This window comes from Cohnella sp. GCM10027633 (genome assembly GCF_042675445.1).
GTDB lineage: Bacteria > Bacillota > Bacilli > Paenibacillales > Paenibacillaceae > Cohnella.
Window position 1 is genome coordinate 1 of record NZ_JBHTGV010000003.1, and the last position, 24,165, is coordinate 24,165.

Below are 24,165 nucleotides of genomic sequence, written 5' to 3' on the forward strand. Positions count from 1 at the left end.
TATATCTTTACACTCTAGCTTCATTGATTGGCCTTCACATATAGCTCTGCTGAATGTTGTCACGCTGGCTTCTCCGAAAAGCCCACTCATATAGGTTTGCTGAATGTTGTCACGCTGGCTTCTCCGAAAAGCCTACTCATAAAGATTGCTGATTGTTGTCACGCTGACTTCTCCGAAAAGCCTACTCATAAAGATTGCTGATTGTTGTCACGCTGACTTCTCCGAAAAGCCTACTCATATAGGTTTGCTGAATGTTGTCACGCTAGCTTCTCCGAAAAGCCCACTCATATAGGTTTGCTGAATGTTGACATGCTGGCTTCACCGAGATGACTACTCATATAGCTTTGCTTTTTGTTGACACACTGACTTCACCGAGATCCCTTCTATAACCAATATCCGCGGACACGCCATTTACTTAATCAGCTCTTGCTGACTTTCTGATAACGTTCATGTGTTCACGACGTCCCACCGACTTAAGGCAGCGTAGCTGCCGGGCGCGATGCGCTTAGTCGGTGCGGATGTGTCCGGCTGCTCCAGCTTCCCTGTATACTGAAATGCCTCATCGAAATGCATCGAGCTCCGGTCCGGACCGAGGGACGGCGAACGCCGGCCCGTAGCGTGAACATGGTGTTATCTGCTGTTGCCCACTTCTTCGAGTATCCAAGAAAGATTCGTGTTATATTTTTTGATTTAACTCTGATTATGAAGCCTTGATTCTATCATTTTAATCAGTACTTGTTGTCTCATTCTAAACAGATCGTTTAGTTCGGTGTACCATTGGGGCGACGAACTTAAGACTGAATGAGACTTTCAAGTATCTGATTTGTTTTGATCAGTACTTGTAGTCTCATTCGAACAGAACGTTTAGTTCAGCGTACCATTGGGCGCCGAACTATAAGTCTGAATGAGACTTTACAAGTCACTGATCTCTTTAGAATTAAGGTCTTCACTAGAGTTAAATAGCTATAACGAATCTTTCGTTCCCGACCCAAACGATCTGAAACCTGGTTGTCGAACAATTCATATGATTCATAGTGACAGCAACCAAATATGGTTCTAACTAATATGAATTATTCGACTTCTTCACTGACACACCTCTCTGAATACCAGGGTTTCAGGGTTGGGTCTGGGATGGATGGTCTTCATTGCTCTGGGCAATTGCAGATAACGTTATTGTATTCACGACGTCCTACCACCTTAAAGGAGCGAAGCGACTGGCCGCGACGCGGTTAGGTGGTGGGATGTGTCCGGCTGCTTCTGCTTCCTCGACACTGAAATGCCTCTCCGAATCTTCTTCTAACTTCGTGCCGGACCGAGGGCGAATGCCCGATGCGTGAATATGGTGTTACATGATGTCGGGGTCTTCATTGAGTTGCTTGCAAAATCTGCTTTAACTTTGGTTTTAGTTGTTCTAACTTTTCTTTAATATATGAGTTCGTTTCTTCAGGAACTTCATTTAAATTGAAAAATTCACATTCAAGGACTTCTTGACCGTCCGGTTTGAGTTCTCCATCATATTCTGTACTTATGTATCCAATTATTACATTGTAATATTCATGACCATTTCTAAGTTTTGTAAAGAGTTCTTTCCCAGAGAAGACGCCGAATAACTGCATTGATTTGAGGTTTAAATTGATCTCTTCCTTAACTTCTCTTCTTAAACATGCCTCTGTCGATTCACCGAGTTCCATGAGCCCACCTGGGATCCCCCATGTCTGATCTTGATATTTAACTAATAAGATTTGCCCGAGTTTATTAATGATTGCAACACTAGGTCTGACCAAGATTAAAGGTCTATTACCAACTACTTCTCTTAGATCTTCAATATATCCCACTGTCATGTCCCCTTTGTATTTGAATTAATATGCTCTTCCCCGATTTCATGTAACGTTATTGTATTCGCGACGTCCTACCACCTTAAGCCCGTAGGGCGGCCGCGATGCGGTTAGGTGGTGGGATGTGTCCGGCTGGCTATGCTTCCTCGAGTCTGAAATGCCTCTTCGATCAACCTCTAACTTCTTACCGGACCGAGGGGCGACAGGGTCGTCCCGATGCGTGAATATGGTGTTATCGGAAGTTCTCGACCTCTTGATCCACTCACAAATCTGATCTTGATCTAACTCGTGCACTAGATCTTCATCAGTCTTTGATCTTCATCAGTCTTTGATCTTCATCAGTCTTTGATCTTCATCAGTCTTTGATCTTAATTAGTCTTTGATCTTCATTAGTCTTTGATCTTCATTAGTCTTTGATCTTCATTAGTCTTTGATCTTCATCTGTTTTCGACTTCTATTCTAATGGAATTATAACCCAGCCATTCTAAATCCGCACTTTAAATCCGCATAAATAAAAGCCGCGGCGCCGAAGTAAATCAATCTTCGGAATCTCACGCGACTACTTTGTTTAATGTATTTTCAGTTCTTTAATCGTTTTTGAACGCTCTTATCAGCACTCGAGAATTTCCGATAACGTTCATGTGTTCACGACGTCCCACCAACTTAAGGCTCCGTCAGGAGCCGGCCGCGACGCGGTTAGGTGGTGCGGATGTGTCCGGCTGATTCCTCTTCCACGAATACTGAAATCCCTCATCGAATCTACTTCAGACTCCTGCCGGACCAAGGGCGAATGCCCGATGCGTGAACATGGTGTTATATGAAGGTCAGCTCCTCCTCGAATTACATTCACTAAGCGGACACGCTGATCTTGACTTTCTTATGCTTTATAAATGATCTATTACATCTATTAACTGGCCTATTATAGCCACGATGGATATCACGACAAACAAAATAATTAACCATTTCGTTATAAATCTTATCGATTTCGGAATTTGTCTTAATTGCTTGGGAGCTTGAAACCCATTTACAGAGTCATAATGCTTTAACACATCATTGAATCCTTCTCTTGTATGTAACTCATCTCTCAGTTCTTCTGGTTGGGTAGTATGAATGGTTTCGTCTTTATATGGATTATATTTATCGTCCATTTCATTCCCCCGGTTTTGCTGAATGTTGTCACGCTGACTTCCTGGATCTTACCTTCATAACGCTTTATTTAATGTTTCTACGATAAGTCTGTCGTATGCCTTCCTTACTGATAGATTTGCTGAATGTTGACACGCTGACTTCATTGAGCTGCCTTCATTATCATATTTCTTTGGCACGAAAATTTCGTCGTGCTGCTCTTACATTAGGTTTGCTAAATTCGTTCAACTAAGCTACTCCCGAAAGGCTCAAATGATATTTACCGCGGACACGCATGCACTTCTGACTTTGAACAAACTGCTCCTGATCTTAATAAGCTCTAGCTGACTTTCATATAACGTTGTTGTATTCACGACGTCCCACCACCTTAAGCCCGAAGGGCGGCCGCGATGCGGTTAGGTGGTGCGGATGTGTCCGGCTGATCTACTTCCCGCTACTGAAATGCCTCTCCGAATCCACTTCTAACTTCGTGCCGGACCGAGGGCGAATGCCCGATGCGTGAATATGGTGTTATGTGACGTTGCTCCTTCAATGAAATACCAGCACAAATTATTTAGTTTCATTTATATATCCTTGTATTGATTGAATAAATCCATAATCTGCTTTAATTTTTCCTTTAAAAGACCCATCGAGAATTATATTAATCATCTTCTCTTCTTCATTTTTAATTATTTCAATATTATTTAAATGCTTATCACTGTTTGAATTTCTACTTAATTGAATATCGCAAATATATACACCAGAAAAATCCAACTGAATTTGAACCGTATTATATCCCTGATTCGTCCATTTTTGAGGTGGCTTATCTGCATATTCAGGTAAATCGAACCTTATGGAAACACTATCACCGTATTCAATTTTTATTTCAAGAATGCTGACACTAAGTAATTGTGGGACAGTGTTAAATAAAGACTTAAGAAATATTTGTTGGTGTTCATCAAGTGCATCAGCCCACATGTTATTTGGCTCCTTGAATATGTATTTGAGCAATGTCACATAACGTTATTGTATTCACGACGTCCCACCACCTTAAGCCCGAAGGGCGGCCGCGATGCGGTTAGGTGGTGCGGATGTGTCCGGCTGATTCTGCTTCCTTGCTACTGAAATGCCTCGTCGAATCCTCTTCTACTCCAGCCGGACCGAGGGGCGAATGCCCCGATGCGTGAATATGGTGTTATCCGATGCCTCCGACTTCTCGAATAACTTACACTTATGATCTTTTCTGTTTTGTTCTTCAAACTGTTTTGGATCTCCAACTTTTGGATCTCTATTAGATTCTAATAGTCTTTGATCTTCATCTGTCTTTGATCTTCATCTGTCTTTGATCTTCATCTGTCTTTGATCTTATCTGTCTGGATCTTTATCTGTTCTTAGCTCTTAATATAAATACAGCCCTTAAATGGAATTGTAATCCATACAAGAGCAGATATCATCAATTATTTATACAGTTCACTGCGACACCAAAAGTATCATTACTCACTTCATGCTGCCGCGAGTATCGAATTCTTAATTGCATTAATTAAATGCTCTTTCCAACGCTCTTATAGCACTCGGAGGTTTCGGATAACGTTCATGTATTCACGACGTCCCACCACCTTAAGCCCCGCCAGGGGCGGCCGCGATGCGGTTAGGTGGTGCGGGTGTGTCCGGCTGAATCTACTTCCCTGAAACTGAAATGCCTCTTTGATAAGCTTCTAACTTCTATCCGGACCGAGGGACGGCGAATGCCGGCCCGTAGCGTGAATATTGTGTTATCTGCTGTTGCCCTCTTCCTCGATTCATCCAAGAAAGATTCGTTTACTTTTTGATTTAACTCTGTTTTTGAAGTCTTGATTCGTTTTGTCTATCAGGTACTTGAAGTCTCATCCCGAGGTTTCGGTCGATCCACAATGCACCATTGGTGCGGCGCTGGATCGGTCGATCGGTGTGAGACTTTATCAAGTAACTGATGTTCTAGAATCAAGATCTTCATTAGAATTAAGAATTCATAAACGAATCTTTCGTTCCCGACCCAAACGGTTATGAAATCAAGTGGACAAGCTCGTCGAACAATTCATCTTCATCGCCGTCCTCGGCGAGAAAAGGGTTACTGACTAATATGAATTGTTCGACTTCTTCGTTGAGATCCCTTCGTGTCCACTTTGGTTTCATGTTTGGGGTCAGGGATGGATGCACTTCATTGATTTGGGCAATTGCAGATAACGTTATCGTATTCACGACGCCCCACCACCTTAAGTCCCGAAGGGACGACCGCGATGCGGTTAGGTGGTGCGGGTGTGTCCGGCTGCTAAATGCTTCCCCGTGTACTGAAATGCCTCATCGATTCTCATCGGACTTCTGCCGGACCGAGGGGCGACGGAGTCGTCCCGATGCGTGAATATTGTGTTATACGCCGTTGCCTTCTTCCTCGAATCATCCAAGTAAGAATCGTCACTTAACTCGTGCTCTTGATGTGAAATCTTGATTCAATTTCTGTTACTTCGTGCCCTTGCCTTGTCCAAAGTATCTCATACCGTCAGTGCGCATCCATTCGTGCGCCGCGGTATGTGTCTGGACAAGGTTTACGGAGTAACTGAATGGTGTTGAATCAAGATCTTCAATCGAGTTAAGTGCTCTTGACGAATCTTACGTGCCCGACCCAAACGTTCTGAAACCTGCATTCAACCATTCATATTCGTCGTTGTATCAGTACGCTTGCGATCTGAAACTAACTAATAGGAATGGTTGGAATTCTTCCTCGACATCCTTCTCTGTTAAAATGCAGGTTTTCAGGTTTGGGTCTGGGATGGATGTTCTTCAATGAATTTAGGCAATGGCGTATAACTAACTAATCTACGTATTCGTTTATATCTACATTCAATTTGGATTTACGTATTTCGTATATTAATTGAATAGACATGAATCTACGAACTCGTCACCTCACTCCATCATTGTATCGAGAGGGCTCTTAATATTCTTTATATTCCTCGTGGCGACGTGCGTGTATATTTCAGTCGTCTGCACGTTTCTGTGCCCCAGGAGCTCCTGGATGTAGCGAATATCGATGCCGCCTTCGAGCAGATGGGTGGCGAACGAGTGGCGCAGGCAATGCAGGCTGACGTCTTTCTTAATCTCCGCATCGAATAACGCTTTCTCGAACATCTTCTGAACCGATCTTTCGCTGATCGGACTGTTCGGTCGCTGGCCGGGGAATAACCACTTATCCGGTTTGTAGCTTAGGATATATGTCTGTACCGCCGCAAAAGCATGCTCTGACAGCACGGTTATCCGATCTTTCCTCCCCTTTCCTTGACGTACGAGCAGCGTCCGCCTGTCGGCATCCAAGTCGCCGAACTTCAGTCTGACAACCTCGCTGACTCGCAAGCCTGACGAGTACGTGAGCAACAGAATCGTACGATGCTTCACGTTTCGTACTCCGTCTAGCAGCCGTTTCACGTCCTTCATGGACAAGACGTTCGGCAGCTTGCGCTTCTTCTTCGGACGAACGTAAGCGAATCTGCCTTCCGTCAAACCGCACACTTGATTCAAGAACAGCTTGATTGCGCTAATTGCTTGGTTCACGTAAGCATGAGAACGTTCTTCGCCGATCAACTTCTCGCAATATACAGTTAATAGATCATAGACAGGCACAGTGCGATGCCCATCGTAAAATCGATAGAATCGTTCGACATGACTTATATACGTCCGCACCGTCTGTACGCTATAGCCTTTAAGTCTCAATCTAATCATCAATTGACGCTTTACTCGGGTGTTCCAACTGGATTGTTCCAATTCGATGGTTTCTAACCGAACGGGCATGGATTTCAGCGCATACTCGCTTAATAACTCAGACTCCTCCAACAAGGCATCGTCGATGAGTAACGCTATTCCTTCGAACTGTCGCAACAGCTGCTGCAAGCTGTCCGTCGTATTAGGAATGACCCATGCCCGTTCGTAAGGATCCCATCTACGGAATGACAGCTTTCGAACGCGCGAGACCCACTCCTCATCGTACGGACCTTCTACAAGTAGCTCTCCCTCATTCCTCTTCCGCAATCGAACGTTCATGCGATATCCCCTCTCATTTTATCAACCAACCTAGAATTTGGAAACCCACTACCACATTCCGCTAACGCAAAAAAGAGACCGTTCCCGCGCCGCGCGGAAATAGTCTCTCGATGCTTTCGAGTTTATGCGATTAGTCCGATCATACCATTGCGAGCTCATTCGCGTCTAGCTGCAACGCTGGCCCAATTAACGTATCAGTCTATCGTTTGGGAGATTCTTACCCCCACACCCTAGCATACATCCACATCGCCACCGCAAGCAGCAACGCGCAGACGACGAACGCGTAATCACGTCCTGCCCACCGAAGCTTCGTCGCTGAAGTCGGCCGGCTGTCCATCGTTACGCCGCGGCTTTCGAGGGCAACCGCGATCTCGTCCCCAAGGCGGAAAAGCGATAGCATGAACGGCAACGCCATATCCCGCATACGAGCGACGATCCTCCACGCCTTGCCAGACCGCAGCTTACCCCGGGACAGCTCGATCCGTGCGAACTTGCCCCATTCCGCCACAAGTACCGGAATGAACCGAATCATGATCGTGACCGTCAGAATGAGGCGGTGCGCCGGTCCCGGCGTCTTCCCTCCGAACGTCAGCAGCTTCTGCAGCGCATTGCGAAGAGAGAGTGGCGTCATGACCAGCGGAATGCCAAGACCGAGCAGCAGCACGATATACGTCCTCGTAAAAGGTAGCAGCATGCCCGCGAACGCATCCGTATCGAATGACATTCCCCCGCTACCCGCTCCGATCGCGAAAAATGCCGATGCAACGATCGAGAAGATCGCATAGCCTTGCAGCAGCGACCGCCATCGCCATAACGAGATGCGTCCCGCGGCCAGCAACAACAACGTCACGGCTCCTGCCGTCGCGATTCCGAACCATGAAGACTGCGCGAAAATCCCAATCGACAGCAGCACGTAGGATAACCAGATCGTACGCGGGTCGAATGAGCCTAATCGATGCCTCGCTCCAGGCACTTCGCCGCGAATCCTCGTAATTATCGTACCTCCCGATTGCCCGGTAGCTCTGTCACCTGCAGCGGTATCATTGCCAGCTGTCCTCGCAGATGAATTAATGTCATTAATTACATCAACTACATTCCCTTCGGCAATGTCCTCGTGTACTAAGATCTCGCTCGCAGCATCGCGCGGCGACCACAATCGCTCGGCAGGAATGCCTTGCAGGTGCAGCCGACGCGCAATTTCCAGCCACAGCGGCACCGCTATCCCTGCTTCGCGCAACCATTCCGGATGAGCCAGCAGCTGCTTAGGCGTACATCGCCGAACGACGCCTTCCGCGTCGAGCAGTAGCACGTCGTCCGCTAGCGGCAACGCCCAATCCAGATCGTGCGAGATGAGCAGCATGCCGGTTCCATTTTCTTTTAATGACATTAAGTATCTGCCGACAATTTCATGCCCGACACCGTCTAAGCCCGCGGTCGGTTCGTCCATCAGCAGCCACGCAACTGGCGGTACGAACGACGCCGCCAACGCCGCCCGTCGCCGCTCGCCGCCGCTCATGAGATACGGATCGCGCGCCATCCACGGTTCGCTCCAACCGACCGCCGTCAGCGCCCCCGTCATCCTTTCGGCCAATTGCTCTGTCCCGAGCCGATAGGGCCGCGCGGAGAAGCGCAGTTCTTCCGCCAACGTCCGCGCGAACAAGCCGTTCTCCGCGCTCTGCGGCACATAGCTGTAATGCATGAGCGAACGGGCATTCAGCTTCCGCTTTCCCCAGCGCCCCGCCACCCATACCGGTTCGTCTCCATACGAGGGATTCAATTTCTCCGGCGGCCTCAATCCGGCCAGTTTCTCAAGCAGCGTTGTTTTCCCTGCGCCGTTGGCGCCGATCAACAGCGTCAGCTTGCCAGCGGTCAGTTCCAGCCCCTCATCCCTAACTGTCTCGACGGACGCATCTCGCCAAGGAACCCCTTCTGCACGCAGCGGCGGACGACTATGAAACGTAGACGAGTGGCCACCGGAAGATGTCAATAGATCAACCGAATAACCGATTGGAGTCTCACTAGCGCCGCTAAGACACTCATCTACCGGAGTCAATGATGCCGCCTGCCATTCCGCAGCCGTTACCGGTAATACGCCTTCCAATCTACCATTTCTCCGCAGCTGTAATGCGAGAGAAGATAGATACGGCAAACGCAGCCCTGCCCGTTCGCACGGGGGAACCGAGTCCCGCGATTCCGCATTCGGAGCAGCATTCGAAGCTGCTCTCGCCCCCACTTGGCGCGGATCATCAGCATTCTCTGCCGCTTCCGCCCTCGTTCCCGCCTCAGCCTTCGCTCCTGCATCCCCGCTCTGGCCGAACAACATCTCGCGAACGCCCCCATCGAACAAGACGCGTCCGCTCTCCATGACGACGACGCGAGAATCCGGCGCCAGCTCGTCTAGCCGCTGCGTCACCCAGACGATCGCGGTGCCTTCCCGCTGCAGCCGACGCGATTCGCGCTCGATCGTCTCCCGATTCGCCTCGTCCAGCATCGAGGTCGCCTCGTCGAGCACGAGCATCGGCGGCGCGCCTCCCGCGATCGCCGCGGCGAACGCCGCCAGCTGCCGCTGCCCGCCGGACAACCGCTCCCACGGTTCGTCGGCGAGCGCGAGCAGCCCGACTCGGCGCAAGACGTCTTCCGCCATCGACGCGATCCGCTCAGCCGGCGTCTGCCGCCACTCCAGCGCGAACTGCGCTTCCTCGCGCGGCGTCTCGCCGAACAGCTGCGCCTCCGGCTGCTGCAGCACGATCGGGCTGCAGGCTTCCCCGGCGAACCCTCGGCTATAGCTTCCGACCAAGCCTTCCGTATATAAGCCGGCCAATGTCCGAGCCAGCGTAGACTTCCCGCTTCCGTTCACGCCGACGACGTACAACCACTCGCCCCGCGCCAGCGTCAGCCGCACGTCCTCGAGCCGCGTCGCCGCATCCCCGCTCTCGTTCGTGCCGATAACGGATACCCCATCCAGAATGACCGGATCGAGAACCGAACTATCCATCGTAAATTCCCTCTTCCCAAATCGAACCATCTCGTGCTACAATCCGAATTGTTAACCACAACACTAAACCAAGGTTAACATTCGAAAGGAGTTTTGACAATATGACTACCCCATCCTCCGCCGCAACCGTGGCAAGACGCCAGAATACGAGCGAATGGATCAAAGGCATCGTGTTCACTGCGCTTTTCGGCGCCCTTTTCATCGCAGGAAGCTATATGAAAATCAAGCTAGGCTTCTCCGCCGTCCCGATTACGCTCCAGACGCTAGCCGTCATTCTCGCGGGAGGACTGCTAGGCGCTACATACGGATTCCTGAGTATATTCATCGTGATCATCCTAACCGCAACCGGCCTTCCCCTGATGGGAGACGGCGCCGGACTGTCCAAGATGACCGGCGCGACCGCCGGCTTCATCTGGATGTTCCCGATTGCCGCCTACCTGATCGGCTTCGTCTGCGATAGGCTGTTCGAGCCCGGCAAGCGGCTGTCGCTGCCGAAACTGATCGCCCTGATCGTCACGACATGTCTGGCTTCGTTGCTGCTGTATGTAACCGGTGTGCCATGGCTCGCCCACTACTCCGAGACGTTGACGCTTAGCACCGCGATCGACAAAGGCATGACTCCGTTCCTCACGGGCGACGCGCTGAAGGCCGTAGCGGGAGCGCTCGTCATCGCCTCGCTCAGACCCGTCATCCCGGCGATCCGGCCCCGCAAGCCGGCGAATCGCCAATAATGCCACTCGCGCTTAAGCCACATATAATCGTGCCGAAGCTCCCGCCAGGGAGCTTTTTGCATTTTGTGCGGGAGCACAGCTCGGTTGACATCTCCGATCGGGACGAAGGTACAAGCAAGCGGAACGCCTCAGGCATACAATTAACAAGATTGTGTGGCGCTTGAACCGGATATTAGGTGCGCTCTCTCTAGCAACCCTCTTCGATTCTTGCGACTTTCGATAAGGAGCGTGTACCTTCCAGATGGCAACCGGCCGGTTAGATTTGTATATCGCCAAAATCCCGAACAACACCGTCGTATTGACGCTGGGCTGCACAGATTCCGCCTCGGAACTGCTGGCCATCCCCCGGAGTACGCCGCTCGTCCTCGTCCGCGGAACGACCAAGGCGCATAACGTGAACGTGCAGCTTCTCGAAGGGAGGGAATGCTTCGCGGACTTCATGGAGATGAACTACGAGCTCGCCCAGCGCCTTCAGATGCAGGCGCTGCGCCGTTATTCCCTCACGTACATGAGCTCGGCGAAGTCGCTGACGATCCAGCCGACGCCGATCAGCGAAGCGACCGCGATCATTCACGCGCAGAGCGCCGCTAACATCTCGATCGGCTACGAGCTCGTATCCCGGCTCGGCATTCCCGAGAGACAAGGCCTGCCGATTCGCGTCCGCAACGGCAAGTACATCGCCGGCCTCCGCCTGCAAGTACCCGCCAACCTGTCGGACGACCGGATGCGCCTGCCCCAATATTGGCTCAACAAGTGGCGGCTATCGCCCAACGTCCCTTACAAGCTGATCTACGACCAACGGTATTCCGTGCTCAGCTTGTCGCCGATCCAGTCGCCGACCCTAGCACGCACGTAAACTCTTCGGCCAGTCCATGCCCATAGGCAATCGCGATCGCCCCGACAAGCCGCCAAGGATCCCCGCCGCTCCCTACGATACAAGAAGACCGCGCTTGGCTTGCCGCGCGGTCTTCTTCGTTCATTTCGATTTCTTCTTCGCCGCGGAACGGCCTTGCTTCTTCGGGTCGTCGCTCTTCGGCGCCCGCGTCTGCGAGTTCGGAATGCCTTCGGTCACGAGTCGTTGCCTCCTTCTTGAAGCGAGGGAATCGATATTCCCCGGCGTCAGTAGGTTGGCAGACTCAAGGTCTCATTATTCGTGAAAACGCCCCCGCCATTCATCACCGGTCGCTTAGTCGCACTCTTCCGGATCTTCCGCCGGCTTCTTGCCCTCGACGTCGAGCGTCTCGGCAACCGAATCGCGAATGATCGAGATAATATTTTGCAGCAGGTAGTTCACGTCCACTTGGCTTTGCTGGAACTGCTGCACGATCGGCATGCCGTCGAGCTCGTCCTGAATTTCGGAAATTTCCGCTTCGATCTTCTCGACCATCTTCGGATTGTTGAACGTATTCTGGAAGGCCACGAGCTCCTTCTGCTTCTTCTTGATCAGAACGATGAGATCCTGCACCCGTTTGTGGGACTGGATGACCTTCTCCGACTTCTGGTATAGCTCGACCTCTTCGGTCGTCGTGATGAGCGCCGCCAATTCCTTGGCCCGGACCATAATGTCCTCGCGAAGTACGAGCTCCCGGCTGTCGAACGACGGGATGCCGCAGCCATTCTCGTGATCGTGATGATGGTCGTGATCGTGTGCGTGTGCCGACATCTGATTCTCTCCTGTCTATGCGTTCGTATTTCGATTCATTATCCTGCTTGAACGGCTGCCGTATCCGGCCCCGCCACGACTTCCGCTTTGATGTACCACGCCTTCGGCTCCGTAACGCGCACGTGCACGAACTGCCCGATCCATTCCTTCTGCCCTTGAAAATGAATGAGCTTGTTCGTCCGCGTCCTGCCCGTCAGCACGTCGGCGTTGTTCTTGCTCTCGCCTTCGACGAGAACCTCGACGATCCGGTCCTGCAGCTCGAGGTGGTTCGCCAGCGACAGCTCTCCGACGAGCTCGTTCAACCGGGTTAACCGCGCGTGCTTCACTTCGTAAGGAACGTCGTCGTCCATCTCGGCCGCCGGCGTGCCTTCGCGGGGCGAATAGATGAACGTGTACGCCGACGAGAAGTTCGCCTCTCGCACGATCGACAGCGTCTCCTCGAACTGTTCCTCCGTCTCGCCCGGGAATCCGACGATAATGTCCGACGTCAACACGGCGTTCGGAATCGCTTCCCGAATGCGGCCGACGAGGTCCAAGAACCGCTCGCGCGTATATTTGCGGCTCATCCGCTTCAATATGTCCGTGCTGCCCGATTGCACCGGCAGATGAATATGCTCGACGAGGTTGCCGCCCTTCGCCAGCACCTCGATCAGGTGATCGTCGAAGTCGCGCGGGTGGCTCGTCGTGAAGCGGACGCGCGGGATGTCGATCCGGCGGATGTCGTCCATCAAGTGTCCGAACCGGTAGTCCCGGTCGTCGAAGTCTTTGCCGTACGCGTTCACGTTCTGCCCGAGCAGCGTAATCTCCTTGTAGCCTTGGCGCGCCAGGTCGCGGACTTCCGCGATGACGTCCTCCGGCAGGCGGCTCCGCTCTTTCCCCCGCGTATACGGAACGATGCAGTACGTGCAGAACTTGTCGCAGCCGTACATGATATTCACCCAAGCCCGAAGCCCTTCCGCGCGCTTCTTCGGCAAGTTCTCGATGATGTCGCCTTCCTTCGACCACACTTCGACGACCATTTCCTTGCCGTAATGGGCGTCCTGCAGCAGGTAAGGCAACCGATGAATATTGTGCGTTCCGAAAATCAAGTCCACGTGCGGTTGTCTGTGCATGATCCGGTTCACGACCGACGCTTCCTGCGACATGCAGCCGCAGATGCCGAGTATGACTTCCGGCCGTTGCTGCTTGAGCATCTTCAGATGCCCCAGCTCGCCGAACACCTTGTCCTCCGCGTTCTCCCGAACCGCGCACGTATTGAGCAGGATGACGTCCGCTTCCTTGCGTACGTCGGTCGCCTCGTAACCCATTGCCTCGAACAAGCCGCGCATAATTTCGGTGTCGTGCTCGTTCATCTGGCAGCCGTACGTATAGATGAGGTATTTCTTCCCCCGTCCGAGCCCGGCGAGCCCGTCCGGAATACCGTTCTCGTAAAGGACCTGAATCTCTTCCTTGCCGCGCTTCTTCTCTTCGGAATAGCTGGGCGCGGAGTGCATCGCGATGTCTCGGCCGTTGATCCGGTAGATCGTCTTGCCGTCCGATTGCCGGACGACTTTGGCCGAGGAGAAGTCGAAATAGCTGGCGTAATCCTTATTCCCCTTCTCGGATGACATAGCGGGATCCACTCCTCCACTTATAAGCCTATATCCATCAAGAAATTATACCATTCCGTCCGATAGATATCCATCCTATCCGCGGTCAATAGCCGAGCTTCGCCTCGATCGTAGCCGTCCCGCTAGCGTAACTATAAGAGATTGCAATCTTCTTCGCGCCCTCTTGACCGTCCATCATCGCCTGAACGTCTTGGCGAAGATTCCGCTTGCCGTAGACGTACGTGAACTTCACGGTCGCCTTCTTATCGGAGATGGCATCGTTAATGACGTTAATCGCTTCATCCAACGTTGCAGCTTGTTCGCCGAGATCGTTCAAGATCGACTGATAGGCGATCGCGAACTTGTCCTTCGCCTTGATCTTCGCTTCCAGCGTGCCGCGATAATCCGTCGTCGCCGCGGGCAGCCCGTTCGCCTGCCACGAGTGGTCCCGCTTCAGCGCCGCGTCCGTCACGTTGAAGTAGCGGTACTCGACGCCCGTCTTCTGCGAATTCCACGTCGTATCGACGTTGTACCAAGCGCCGCCGAGCATCACTTTATTCCAAGCATGCAGCCCCGTGCTGACCGATCCCGATACGATATGAACCGGTATGCCGGCTTCCGTCATGATCCGGTACGTCAAGAGCGCGTAGCCTTGGCACACCGCGCGTCCCGTCTTGAGCGCTTCGTAAGCCGAATAGTTGCGCAGCGCGTCGTCGTACGTCACGTGAGAGGCGATGTAATCGTGCAGGATCTTCTCTTTCTGGAAATCGTTCATCTTGCTCGTCGTAAGCTTCGCCACGATCGCTTTCGCCTGCGCCGTCACGTAATCCGATTGCGCCTTGCTCTCCAGATAGACGACCTTGTACGTCGCCGATCCTTTCTTCGAGCCCGCGACGCCCTTCGTACGGATCGTATAGCTCTTCACGATCATGCCGGTGTAATCGTCGGCTTGCATCGCTTGCTTGAACACCGCTTCCGCCTGCTTCAAGTCCGGCAGCGACAGCGTGAACGTCGCCGAGCGCGCGGCCAGCTGCGCCGAGATTTGCTCGACCGCCGTCGGGGTCGCCGCAAGGGCAAGCGGGCTTCCCGACAGCAGCAGCAGCCCGATCATTAGCATCATGCTCGCGATTTTCCGCATATTCGTATCGCCTCCAGATTCGTTCAGCTTATGCCGAGATGGCGCGCGCTAGTCCAGGATCTCGCCGAAGTCGCCCGTCGCGAGGCCCGCCGCATTGCCTTCGTCCGTATCGATGTGCATGTCCAGCGCGAACTGCTCGGACACCCTCGCGAGTACTTGCTCGAACACGACCCCGCGCTCGCCGCCGGCGCGTACCCGCAGCATTTGCTTATCCGCGATGCCCCACCGCTCCGCGTCCGTTGTATGGAAGTGAATATGGCGCGCGGCCACGATGACGCCCCGGTCCACCGTCACTTCTCCCGCCGGACCGACGATGCGGATGCCGGGCGATCCTTCGATGTTGCCCGACTCGCGAACCGGCGGGTTCAACCCGAGCGCGAACGCGTCCGTGCGCGACACTTCCAGCTGCGTCTCCTTGCGCACGGGCCCGAGAATGCGCACTTTGGCGAACGAACCCTTCGGCCCGTGGACGGCGACCGTCTCGTTCGCCGCGTATTGGTTCGGCTGCGACAACGGCTTGAACGCGGTCAGCTCGGCCCCTTCGCCGAACAGCGCCCGCACATGCTCGCTCGATAGATGGATATGGCGCGCCGATATTCCGATCGGCACTCGTCTCGGTTCTGTCATGTTGCATCACGGCCTCTCTGCAGGGATGTTAAATTGTGGCTCATGCCCTCAGTATAGCGCAAGAGGCGCACGGGACAAAGCCCGTACGCCTCTTCAATCGTGAACCTTATTTGAACTCCGTGAGCAGCTTGTCGAAGTCTTCGCGCGACAGTTTGATGTCTTGCTTCGCGAGGCCCTCTTGCTTGAAGCCCACCGCGAGATCCTCGTACGACTTGCGCTCCTTGTTCTGATAGATCAGACCGGTCAGCATGCCGTGCGTCTCCATGATCTTCGTCATCGCCGCGATACGGTTCGAAGGATCGTATTCCGGGAATTGATCCAGGTTGACGATGTTCTCCTTGAACCAATCGTACGTGTTGATCTTGTTGAACGTCACGCACGGGCTGAACACGTTGATGAGCGAGAAGCCCTTATGCTGCAGGCCCGCTTCGATGAGCGCCGTGAGCTGCTTCAAGTCGCTCGAGAACGATTGCGCGACGAACGTAGCGCCGGCCGACAAAGCGATCTCCAGCGGAGACAGCGTCGACTCGATCGAGCCTTCCGGCGTCGACTTCGTCTTGAAGCCTTCCGCCGAACGAGGGGACGTCTGGCCCTTCGTGAGGCCGTAGATCTGGTTGTCCATGACGATGTACGTCACGTCCAGGTTGCGGCGGATCGCGTGGACCGTATGGCCCATTCCGATCGCGAAGCCGTCGCCGTCGCCGCCCGACGCGATAACGGTCAACTCGCGGTTCGCCAGCTTCACGCCTTGCGCGATCGGCAGCGCGCGGCCATGAATGCCGTGCAAGCCGTACGCGTTAATATAGCCGGATATCCGGCCCGAGCAGCCGATGCCGGAGATGACCGCGAGCTGTTCCGGTTCCAGACCCACGTTCGCCGCCGCGCGTTGGATCGCCGCCTGTACGGAGAAGTCGCCGCAGCCCGGGCACCAGTTCGGCTTCACGTTGTTGCGAAACTCTTTGAATGTCGCCATCTTACTTCAGCTCCTTGCACGCTTGGTGAATTTCCGAAGGCAGGAACGGCGTTCCGTCGTATTTAAGCAGGTTGCGGATCTTGTCGTGCGAGCCGACGTTCAGCTTGATCAAGTTCGCGAGCTGTCCAGTCGCGTTGTTCTCGAGCACGACGACCGTCTTCGCGCTCGCGATATGCGGCGCCAGCAAGTCGCTCGGGAACGGATGCATCTGGCGCACCATGACGCGGTTCGTCGCGACGCCGTCTGCCGTCAGGCGCTCGCGCGCCTCCTCGATCGTGCCGCCGGTCGAGCCCATCGCGACGATGAGCAGATCCGGATTCGCGTGAGGCGCGTCCGCTTTGATCGCGTCCGTAATGCGCAGCTTGTTCAGCTTGCCGAGCCGCTTATCCATCATCTTCTCGCGGTTGAGCGCGTTCTCGGAAGGCCGGCCCTCTTGGTCGTGCTCGACCCCGGTCACGTGGTGAATGCCGTGCTTCATGCCCGGCACGACGCGAGGGGATACCCCGTCCTCGGTGAACTCGTACCGCTTGAACAGCTTGTTGTCCTCCGTCGCCGGGAGGTCGCCCGAGAGCAGCTTGCCGCGCTTGATCTCGATCTTGTCGTAGTCGAGCGTCTCGCATGTCTGCTTGCCGAGAGACAGCTGCAGGTCGGTCGCGATAATGACCGGTACTTGATATTCCTCCGATATATTGAAGCCTTCGATCATATCGTAGAAGCATTCCTCGATCGTGCTCGGCGCAACTACCACTTTCGGAATCTCGCCGTGCGTACCGTAGATCAGCGCGTTAATGTCCGATTGCTCCTGCTTCGTCGGCAAGCCCGTGGACGGACCGCCGCGCTGCGTATCGACGATGACGAGCGGCGTCTCGGTCATACCGGACAGGCCGATCGCTTCCATCATGAGGGACAACCCCGGACCCGCGGAAGCGGTCATCGTGCGGACGCCCGCGTAGTTCGCGCCGATCGCCATCGTGACCGCCGCGATCTCGTCTTCCGTCTGAACGACGGTGCCGCCGAATTTCGGCAGCTTCTTGATGAGCCATTCCATGATCTCGGAGGCCGGTGTAATCGGATACGCGGACATGAGGCGGCAGCCTGCCGCGAGCGTGCCGAGCGCCATTGCTTCGTTGCCGATCATGAACAGCTTCTGCTTGCCGTCGGCGTCGGCCAGCTTGAACTCTTCGAGCGGTCCGCCCGCTTGCTCGAGGACGAATTCCGCGCCGCGGCGCACCGCCTCGATGTTCTTCTCGACGATAGCCGGCCCTTTGCGTCCGAACTCTTCTTCCACCGCTTTATTGAAGACGTCCATGGACAGGCCGAGCAGCGCCCAAGAAGCCCCGGACGCGACCATATTTTTCATTAGGGATGTACCAAGCTCTTCGGCGATCGCCGTGATCGGAACTGCGAACAGGCGCGCTTGCACGCCTTCCGGGACCGTCGGGGAGAACTTCGCGTCCGCCACGATAACTCCGCCTTCGCGAAGCTCGTGCGCGTTCAGATCGATGGTCTCTTGGTCGAACGCAACAAGGATGTCTAGGTCGTCGGATATCGCTCGAATCGGGTTCGTGCTAATGCGGATTTTGTTGTTCGTGTGTCCGCCCTTGATCCGCGAGGAAAAGTGACGGTACCCGTACAGGTAATAACCCAACCGGTTAAGCGCTGTCGAGAAAATACGGTCCGTACTCTCGACGCCTTCCCCTTGCTGGCCGCCGATTTTCCATGACAGTTGACTGATCACATGCCCATCTCCTCTTAAGCTTACGTTCGTCGATTTTCGACACTAATCCCAATATAATTTAAATGATCAAACAGTTAAATCTTATGTGCACGCCGTATAAAATGCAAGACCTATTCGCGTAAACGACTAATAACCGTTTTCGATGGAATTCATGCCCATATGAGAACGATTACATATTCCATCATTCGATTCAGAGATTTTTCGCGAAGAAGCGATTGGCGTTCTCGCCGGCGAACCCGCGCACGAGCGATTCCGGGTATCTCTTCAGGAGAGCTTCTATCAATGCCGGGTATTGGCCCGGATGGCGCAGCCCGACCGGATGGCGGTCGATGCCGTCGAAGTCGGAGCCGAACGCGACGTTCGATTCGCCGCCGAACGCGCAGACGTATTCCACGTGGCGCAGCACGTCGTCGGTCGTCGCCTGCTCGCGCTCGGTCAAGAACCAGGGCACGAACGTGACGCCGATCAAGCCGCCCGCCCGGATCAACTCCTTCAACTGGTCATCCCGCAAATTTCTCGGATGCTCTTTATACGCTCGAACGTTCGAATGCGATGCAAAAATCGGCTTCGCCGACTGCTGCGAGACATCCCAAAATCCGCGTTCGGACAAATGGGAGACGTCGATCAGAATGCCGAGCTTGCCACACTCGGCGACAAGCTCCTTGCCCGCGCGCGTCAAGCCGCCTCCGCGCGGCTCCATCGCCCCGTCGCATGCCCAGTTCGCGTTGTTCCACGTCGGTCCGAGCAAGCGCAGGCCGAGACGATGCATGAGCCGCAGCGCCCACAGCTGGCCTTGCAAGCCGTCCGCTCCCTCCAAGGACAGGATCGCGCCGATCCGTCCCTCGCGCTCCGCGTCCGCGATGTCGCCCGGTCTGCGGATCAGCTTCATGCGCGGCGACGTCAGGATCTCGCTCCAGAACAGCTCCGCCGCTCTGAACAGCGTATCCGTATTGCGAGCCACCTTGTCCGGCAAGTATAGCGCGAACACTTGCAGCGATATTCCGCCTTCCGAGAGCCGCTGCGGCGTCACGTCGAATAGATCGTCGCGAGCGTCGTTGCCCCAACGCATCCCGGGATTCTCCAGCAGCTTGCAGATCACGTCGGCATGCAGATCCGTTACCTTCACAGTTATTCCCCTCCCGAATCGATTAATCCCTTGGCGCGCGCACAAAAAAACCTGCCGCGAAGATGCCATGGACGAACGCGCGCGCTCATCGCTTCAGCATGTCATCTGCGTAACAGGTCGACCGTACTATCGTTATATCTGTATCGTCTTACCTCGGTTCGACGATCAACTTGATCGCCGTGCGATCTTCCCCGTCGATTACGATATCCGTAAAGGCCGGGATGCAGATCAGATCCACGCCGCTCGGCGCGACGAAACCGCGCGCGATCGCCACCGCTTTCACCGCTTGATTGAGCGCTCCCGCGCCGATTGCCTGCAATTCGGCAGCCCCGCGTTCGCGAAGCACGCCTGCCAGTGCTCCGGCTACGGAATTAGGATTCGACTTTGCGGATACTTTCAAGACTTCCATGACCATTACCTCCTCTTATGACAACCAACACTAGGCTGTACGCGAGAGAATCGGTTGCATCTTGCCTGCAACGTTAGCGATGGATGCGGGGTCGGCTGCAGTAGGAATCATAAGGATGGGCCCACTAAGGCATACATATTCGTGAGCCCGACCGAAAATTCCTTCTTTTCCGAGAAGGTATGGCCATGAAATTGTCAATATAATCTGATAATAGTTACACGGCGATCCAATTGTCCTCGTCGACGGAGATGAGTTGCACTTTGGTCGCCCGTCCCGTCGCTTCGTCGATGTCGACGAATACGCCGCTTAAGATCCACTTGCCCTCGGCGACCGTGAACCTGGCAGGCATGCCGGTAATGAACCTGCGCACGACCGTGTCCCTGTCCATGCCGAGCACCCCGTCGCGCGGCCCCGTCATGCCCGCGTCAGTGACGTATGCCGTACCGCCCGGCAATATGCGAGCGTCGTTCGTCTGCACGTGCGTATGCGTTCCGACGACGAGCGACGCGTAGCCGTCCATATGCCAGCCCATGGCGATCTTCTCGCTCGTCGCTTCCGCATGGAAGTCGACCAGGATGCACTTCGTCCGCTTGCGCAGCTCTTCGACTTCCTCGTCCGCGACGCGGAACGGGCATTCCGCCGGCGGAAGGAACGTCCGTCCGATCAGGTTGACGACGCCGAGCTCTTTGCCGCCTCCCTTGACGATCATGCTTCCGCGTCCCGGCGTGCCGTGCGGCAAGTTCGAAGGACGGATCATGCGGGATTCGTCGTCGATGAACTCGAAGATTTCGCGGTTATCCCACGTATGGTTGCCCATCGTAATGCCATGGACGCCCCATTCGTACAGCTCGCGCGTGATCGCTGCGTTAATGCCGCGCCCGCCGGCCGCGTTCTCCCCGTTCGCGATAATGATATGGGGTTGGTATTTATCTTTCAACCAGGGAAGCAGACGCTTCACGGTATCTCTCCCGACGTTGCCGACGATATCGCCGATGAACACGACTCTCATGACTACTCATCCTTCCGATGCTTGCTTGCGAGCAATAAAGAAAAGTGGCTGCAATTGCCGCAGCCACTTCTCAGCCTTCCCTGCATTACCGTTCGTTATTTCGCGTACTCTACGGCGCGCGTCTCGCGAATGACCGTAACCTTGATGTGACCCGGATAATCCAGTTCACCCTCGATCTTCTTCGTGATATCGCGCGCGAGGCGGAACGCCTCCGTATCGTCGATCTTCTCCGGTTGAACCATAACGCGAACTTCGCGTCCGGCTTGGATGGCGTACGACTTCTCGACGCCGTCGAACGATTCGGAGATCTCTTCCAGCTTCTCGAGCCGGCGAATGTACGTCTCCAGCGTCTCGCGACGCGCGCCCGGACGAGCCGCGCTCAGCGCGTCGGCCGCGCCTACGAGCATCGCGATGACCGAAGTCGCTTCGACATCGCCATGGTGGGACGCGATACTGTTAATGACGACCGGATGTTCCTTGTACTTCTTGCCCAATTCCACGCCGATCTCGACATGCGAGCCTTCCACTTCGTGGTCGAGCGCTTTCCCGATATCGTGCAGCAATCCGGCGCGTTTCGCAAGCGTCACGTCTTCGCCCAATTCGGCTGCCATCAGGCCGGTCAAGTACGCGACTTCCATCGAGTGCTTCAGCACGTTCTGGCCGTAGCTTGTCCGGAATTTCAGACGGCCGAGGATTTTGATCAGATCCGGGTGGAGGCCATGGACGCCCACTTCGAACGTCGCTTGTTCCCCGTACTCCCGAATTCTCTCGTCCACTTCCTTGCGGGACTTCTCCACCATCTCTTCGATGCGGGCCGGATGAATTCGTCCGTCCGCGACGAGCTTCTCGAGTGAAGTTCTCGCGATTTCGCGGCGAATCGGATCGAAGCCGGACAGGATGACCGCTTCCGGCGTGTCGTCGATGATGAGGTCGATCCCCGTCAACGTCTCCAGCGCGCGAATGTTGCGGCCTTCGCGACCGATAATCCGTCCCTTCATCTCTTCGTTAGGCAGCGATACGACGGATACCGTCGTCTCCGCCACGTGGTCCGCGGCGCAGCGCTGAATGGCGAGAGAGATGATGTCGCGGGCTTTCTTGTCGCCCTCTTCCTTGGCTTGCGATTCGATCTCCTTGATCAATTGCGCGGTTTCGTGGCGCACTTCCTGCTCGACGGTCGTTAGAATCATTTGCTTCGCGTCTTCCGTCGACAGGTTCGAGATACGCTCCAATTCCGTTACCTGTTGCTTATGCAGCAGTTCGATCTGGTCTTGCATCTCTTCGATACGTTTCTCTTTGTTGGCGACTTGCTCCTCTTTGCGTTCCAACGCTTCGAGTTTGCGATCCAGCGACTCTTCCTTCTGTAGCAGCCGCCTTTCCAGGCGTTGAATTTCGTTGCGGCGTTCGCGAATGTCGCGTTCCGCTTCGTTACGGAGCTTGTGCACCTCGTCTTTGGCTTCCAGTACCGTTTCCTTGCGAAGCGCTTCCGCTTCCTTCTTAGCCGCTTCGACGATTTGTCCCGCGGCCGTCTCGGCACTGGAAATTTTGGCTTCCGCAATGGATTTGCGTACGACATAACCGATCCCAAAGCTAAGGATGCCAACAACGAGAACGATCAAGACCCAGATTAATGCAGGCATGGTCTTCACCTCCTCGTTGCATCACCAAGGCGTTTCGCTTGGGGATACTTATTCAATTGGTTCATTGCCGGTTTCCAAACCGTTTTGTTGTCGTGTGAACATTGCATTTAAGGTCGAAAAAACGTGATCCGAAGCCGATTTTGGAAGGAAACCGATTTCGGAAAGAGAAGGGTTAATACAAAATCATTGTATCTTTTGTGAAAATAGCTTGTCAAGCCACCATAATGGCAAGCTTCGTTCGATTCGCTGCCCTTAGGCGAGCGAACGGCTTCGCGTCGAATCGCGCGGTGACGTTCTCCGCGCTATTTCGGCGTAGAAAACATCCGGCTCGGAGAGCTTCCCGGAAGGTTCCGGGCACGGTGCTCGGGACCTTCCGGGAAGGTGCCGACTGGTTCCGGATACGGTGATTGAAGATTTCGGGTACGGTGATCGAAGGTTTCGTGTACGGTGATCGAAGGTTTCGGGTACGTATCCGGGAGCCGGTCTCCCTCTCCGATTCGGCCGACGGACAGCGAGCTCGCCGGGCAGCATCGCTCAATCCATCGACTCGTCGTACTCGTTCCACTCCGCGTCGTCTTCGTCCCTATCGTCGCCCGCCTCGGAAGCCGCTTGCTGGACGGCCGACTTGACGACGGAGCCGGTATAGCCGCGCCTCATGAGCATCGCCATCACCTTCATCTTGCGTTCCCTCTCGCTGCCCGTCGTCGGCCACTTCTTGCGAGCGAGCGCCAGCGCAGATTGCTGCTCGACCTCCGGCTCGATCTGTTCGATCGCTTCATCGATGTCGGGACGTCCGACGCCCCGCTGAAGCAATTCTTGGCGGATGAGCATCCGGCCTTTGCGCTGATTCGTCGCCCGCTGCTCGGCGAATCGCTTCGCGAACGCGGAATCGTCCACCATGCGGTTCGCTCGCAGCCGATCGATCGCTCCCGAGACCGCTTCTTGCGCATAGCCCTTGCGCTTCAGCGCCCTGGACAGCTCCGTCGTCGTTCGAGCTTTGCGCTCGAGCATCGCCAGCGCGTCGCGATACGCCTCTTCCTTCCGTTCTTCCTCGAGCAACAGCCTGTATTCTTCTCCGGTAAACCGACGCCCCTTCAACAGGCGCCAACCGACCAGCGTATCCTCGTGGATCGTTAGCGTTGCTTCTCCAGGCTCCGTCGCCGTCTGCGCGCTCACGATCAAGGCGTCGACTTCGTCGTGCCACGACCCGCTCTTATCCTCTTCGTTGGCTTGCTCTGGAGAAGTGTTCCGCTTGTCCCGGTATCCCCCTAGTTCAGGATCGTCTTCATCCGTCTCGAACTCGAGCTCCAACGTAATCTTATACATCTTCGATCTTCTCAGATGCGCTTCCATGGAGACGATCGTCGCTCCGATGACGGTGCGCGGATCCGCCGCGACGTTATCGTCGACGCGCTGATCCTTCGAGTTGCCGCCCCATCGACCCGGACGCTTCGGCTTTACCATTGTGTCCCACCTCTCGGCCATTCGTTAGAAAAAAACAA

The 24,165-nt window shown here is 54.6% G+C and carries 19 protein-coding genes; 2 read left to right on the plus strand and 17 right to left on the minus strand.

Going from position 1 to position 24,165, the window contains the following annotated elements:
* Nucleotides 1–1,364: 1,364 nt before the first annotated feature.
* The 6 genes from ACFQZG_RS09085 to ACFQZG_RS09110 form a co-directional block, all read right to left on the minus strand.
* Entirely contained in the window at nucleotides 1,365–1,835 is a 471-nt protein-coding gene (locus ACFQZG_RS09085) for an NUDIX hydrolase (RefSeq protein WP_378151627.1), read from the minus strand.
* Between the two features lie 884 nt (nucleotides 1,836–2,719).
* Nucleotides 2,720–2,983 (minus strand): hypothetical protein, encoded by a 264-nt coding sequence (locus tag ACFQZG_RS09090; protein ID WP_378151629.1) that lies wholly within the window; start codon nucleotides 2,981–2,983, stop codon nucleotides 2,720–2,722.
* A 547-nt stretch (nucleotides 2,984–3,530) separates the two neighbouring features.
* The gene (locus ACFQZG_RS09095) at nucleotides 3,531–3,938 is read right to left on the minus strand and encodes an Imm50 family immunity protein (RefSeq protein ID WP_378151630.1); all 408 of its coding nucleotides are present in this window, start codon (nucleotides 3,936–3,938) and stop codon (nucleotides 3,531–3,533) included.
* 1,062 nt (nucleotides 3,939–5,000) lie between these two features.
* Nucleotides 5,001–5,198, minus strand: a complete 198-nt coding sequence (locus ACFQZG_RS09100; RefSeq protein WP_378151632.1) for a hypothetical protein — start codon at nucleotides 5,196–5,198, stop codon at nucleotides 5,001–5,003.
* A gap of 702 nt (nucleotides 5,199–5,900) precedes the next feature.
* A complete protein-coding gene (locus ACFQZG_RS09105) occupies nucleotides 5,901–6,542 on the minus strand; it encodes a tyrosine-type recombinase/integrase (RefSeq protein ID WP_378151634.1) in 642 nt (213 codons plus the stop codon).
* A 703-nt stretch (nucleotides 6,543–7,245) separates the two neighbouring features.
* A complete protein-coding gene (locus ACFQZG_RS09110) occupies nucleotides 7,246–10,023 on the minus strand; it encodes an ATP-binding cassette domain-containing protein (protein ID WP_378151636.1) in 2,778 nt (925 codons plus the stop codon).
* A 101-nt stretch (nucleotides 10,024–10,124) separates the two neighbouring features.
* On the opposite strand from ACFQZG_RS09110, the gene ACFQZG_RS09115 reads away from it, so the two are divergent.
* Complete coding sequence (locus ACFQZG_RS09115; protein WP_378151638.1) at nucleotides 10,125–10,754, plus strand: biotin transporter BioY; 630 nt, start codon at nucleotides 10,125–10,127, stop codon at nucleotides 10,752–10,754.
* A gap of 241 nt (nucleotides 10,755–10,995) precedes the next feature.
* Nucleotides 10,996–11,610, plus strand: coding sequence for a hypothetical protein (locus tag ACFQZG_RS09120; protein WP_378151640.1), 615 nt, complete (start codon nucleotides 10,996–10,998; stop codon nucleotides 11,608–11,610).
* A 330-nt stretch (nucleotides 11,611–11,940) separates the two neighbouring features.
* On the opposite strand, the gene ACFQZG_RS09125 is transcribed toward ACFQZG_RS09120, so the two are convergent.
* From ACFQZG_RS09125 to ACFQZG_RS09175, 11 genes are all read right to left on the minus strand, one after another.
* Complete coding sequence (locus ACFQZG_RS09125; protein WP_378151641.1) at nucleotides 11,941–12,417, minus strand: YlbF/YmcA family competence regulator; 477 nt, start codon at nucleotides 12,415–12,417, stop codon at nucleotides 11,941–11,943.
* A gap of 38 nt (nucleotides 12,418–12,455) precedes the next feature.
* The gene (miaB, locus tag ACFQZG_RS09130; RefSeq protein WP_378151643.1) at nucleotides 12,456–14,027 is read right to left on the minus strand and encodes a tRNA (N6-isopentenyl adenosine(37)-C2)-methylthiotransferase MiaB; all 1,572 of its coding nucleotides are present in this window, start codon (nucleotides 14,025–14,027) and stop codon (nucleotides 12,456–12,458) included.
* A gap of 85 nt (nucleotides 14,028–14,112) precedes the next feature.
* Nucleotides 14,113–15,144, minus strand: a complete 1,032-nt coding sequence (locus ACFQZG_RS09135; protein WP_378151645.1) for a transglutaminase domain-containing protein — start codon at nucleotides 15,142–15,144, stop codon at nucleotides 14,113–14,115.
* 48 nt (nucleotides 15,145–15,192) lie between these two features.
* Nucleotides 15,193–15,771: a phosphate propanoyltransferase gene (gene pduL, locus ACFQZG_RS09140; protein ID WP_378151647.1), complete on the minus strand. Its 579-nt coding sequence runs from the start codon at nucleotides 15,769–15,771 to the stop codon at nucleotides 15,193–15,195.
* A gap of 106 nt (nucleotides 15,772–15,877) precedes the next feature.
* On the minus strand, nucleotides 15,878–16,744 hold the full coding sequence (locus ACFQZG_RS09145; RefSeq protein WP_378151649.1) for a 2-oxoacid:ferredoxin oxidoreductase subunit beta: 867 nt from the start codon (nucleotides 16,742–16,744) through the stop codon (nucleotides 15,878–15,880).
* A gap of 1 nt (nucleotide 16,745) precedes the next feature.
* Complete coding sequence (locus ACFQZG_RS09150) at nucleotides 16,746–18,482, minus strand: 2-oxoacid:acceptor oxidoreductase subunit alpha (protein WP_378151651.1); 1,737 nt, start codon at nucleotides 18,480–18,482, stop codon at nucleotides 16,746–16,748.
* A 190-nt stretch (nucleotides 18,483–18,672) separates the two neighbouring features.
* Nucleotides 18,673–19,608: a dipeptidase gene (locus ACFQZG_RS09155; protein ID WP_378151653.1), complete on the minus strand. Its 936-nt coding sequence runs from the start codon at nucleotides 19,606–19,608 to the stop codon at nucleotides 18,673–18,675.
* A gap of 148 nt (nucleotides 19,609–19,756) precedes the next feature.
* On the minus strand, nucleotides 19,757–20,017 hold the full coding sequence (gene spoVS, locus ACFQZG_RS09160; RefSeq protein WP_027084382.1) for a stage V sporulation protein SpoVS: 261 nt from the start codon (nucleotides 20,015–20,017) through the stop codon (nucleotides 19,757–19,759).
* A gap of 214 nt (nucleotides 20,018–20,231) precedes the next feature.
* Entirely contained in the window at nucleotides 20,232–21,026 is a 795-nt protein-coding gene (locus tag ACFQZG_RS09165) for a TIGR00282 family metallophosphoesterase (RefSeq protein WP_378151655.1), read from the minus strand.
* A gap of 95 nt (nucleotides 21,027–21,121) precedes the next feature.
* Nucleotides 21,122–22,663 carry a ribonuclease Y gene (gene rny, locus ACFQZG_RS09170; RefSeq protein ID WP_378151656.1) on the minus strand — a complete coding sequence of 514 codons (1,542 nt, stop codon included), beginning with the start codon at nucleotides 22,661–22,663 and terminating at the stop codon, nucleotides 21,122–21,124.
* Between the two features lie 534 nt (nucleotides 22,664–23,197).
* The gene (locus ACFQZG_RS09175) at nucleotides 23,198–24,127 is read right to left on the minus strand and encodes a regulatory protein RecX (protein ID WP_378151658.1); all 930 of its coding nucleotides are present in this window, start codon (nucleotides 24,125–24,127) and stop codon (nucleotides 23,198–23,200) included.
* Nucleotides 24,128–24,165 lie beyond the last annotated feature (38 nt).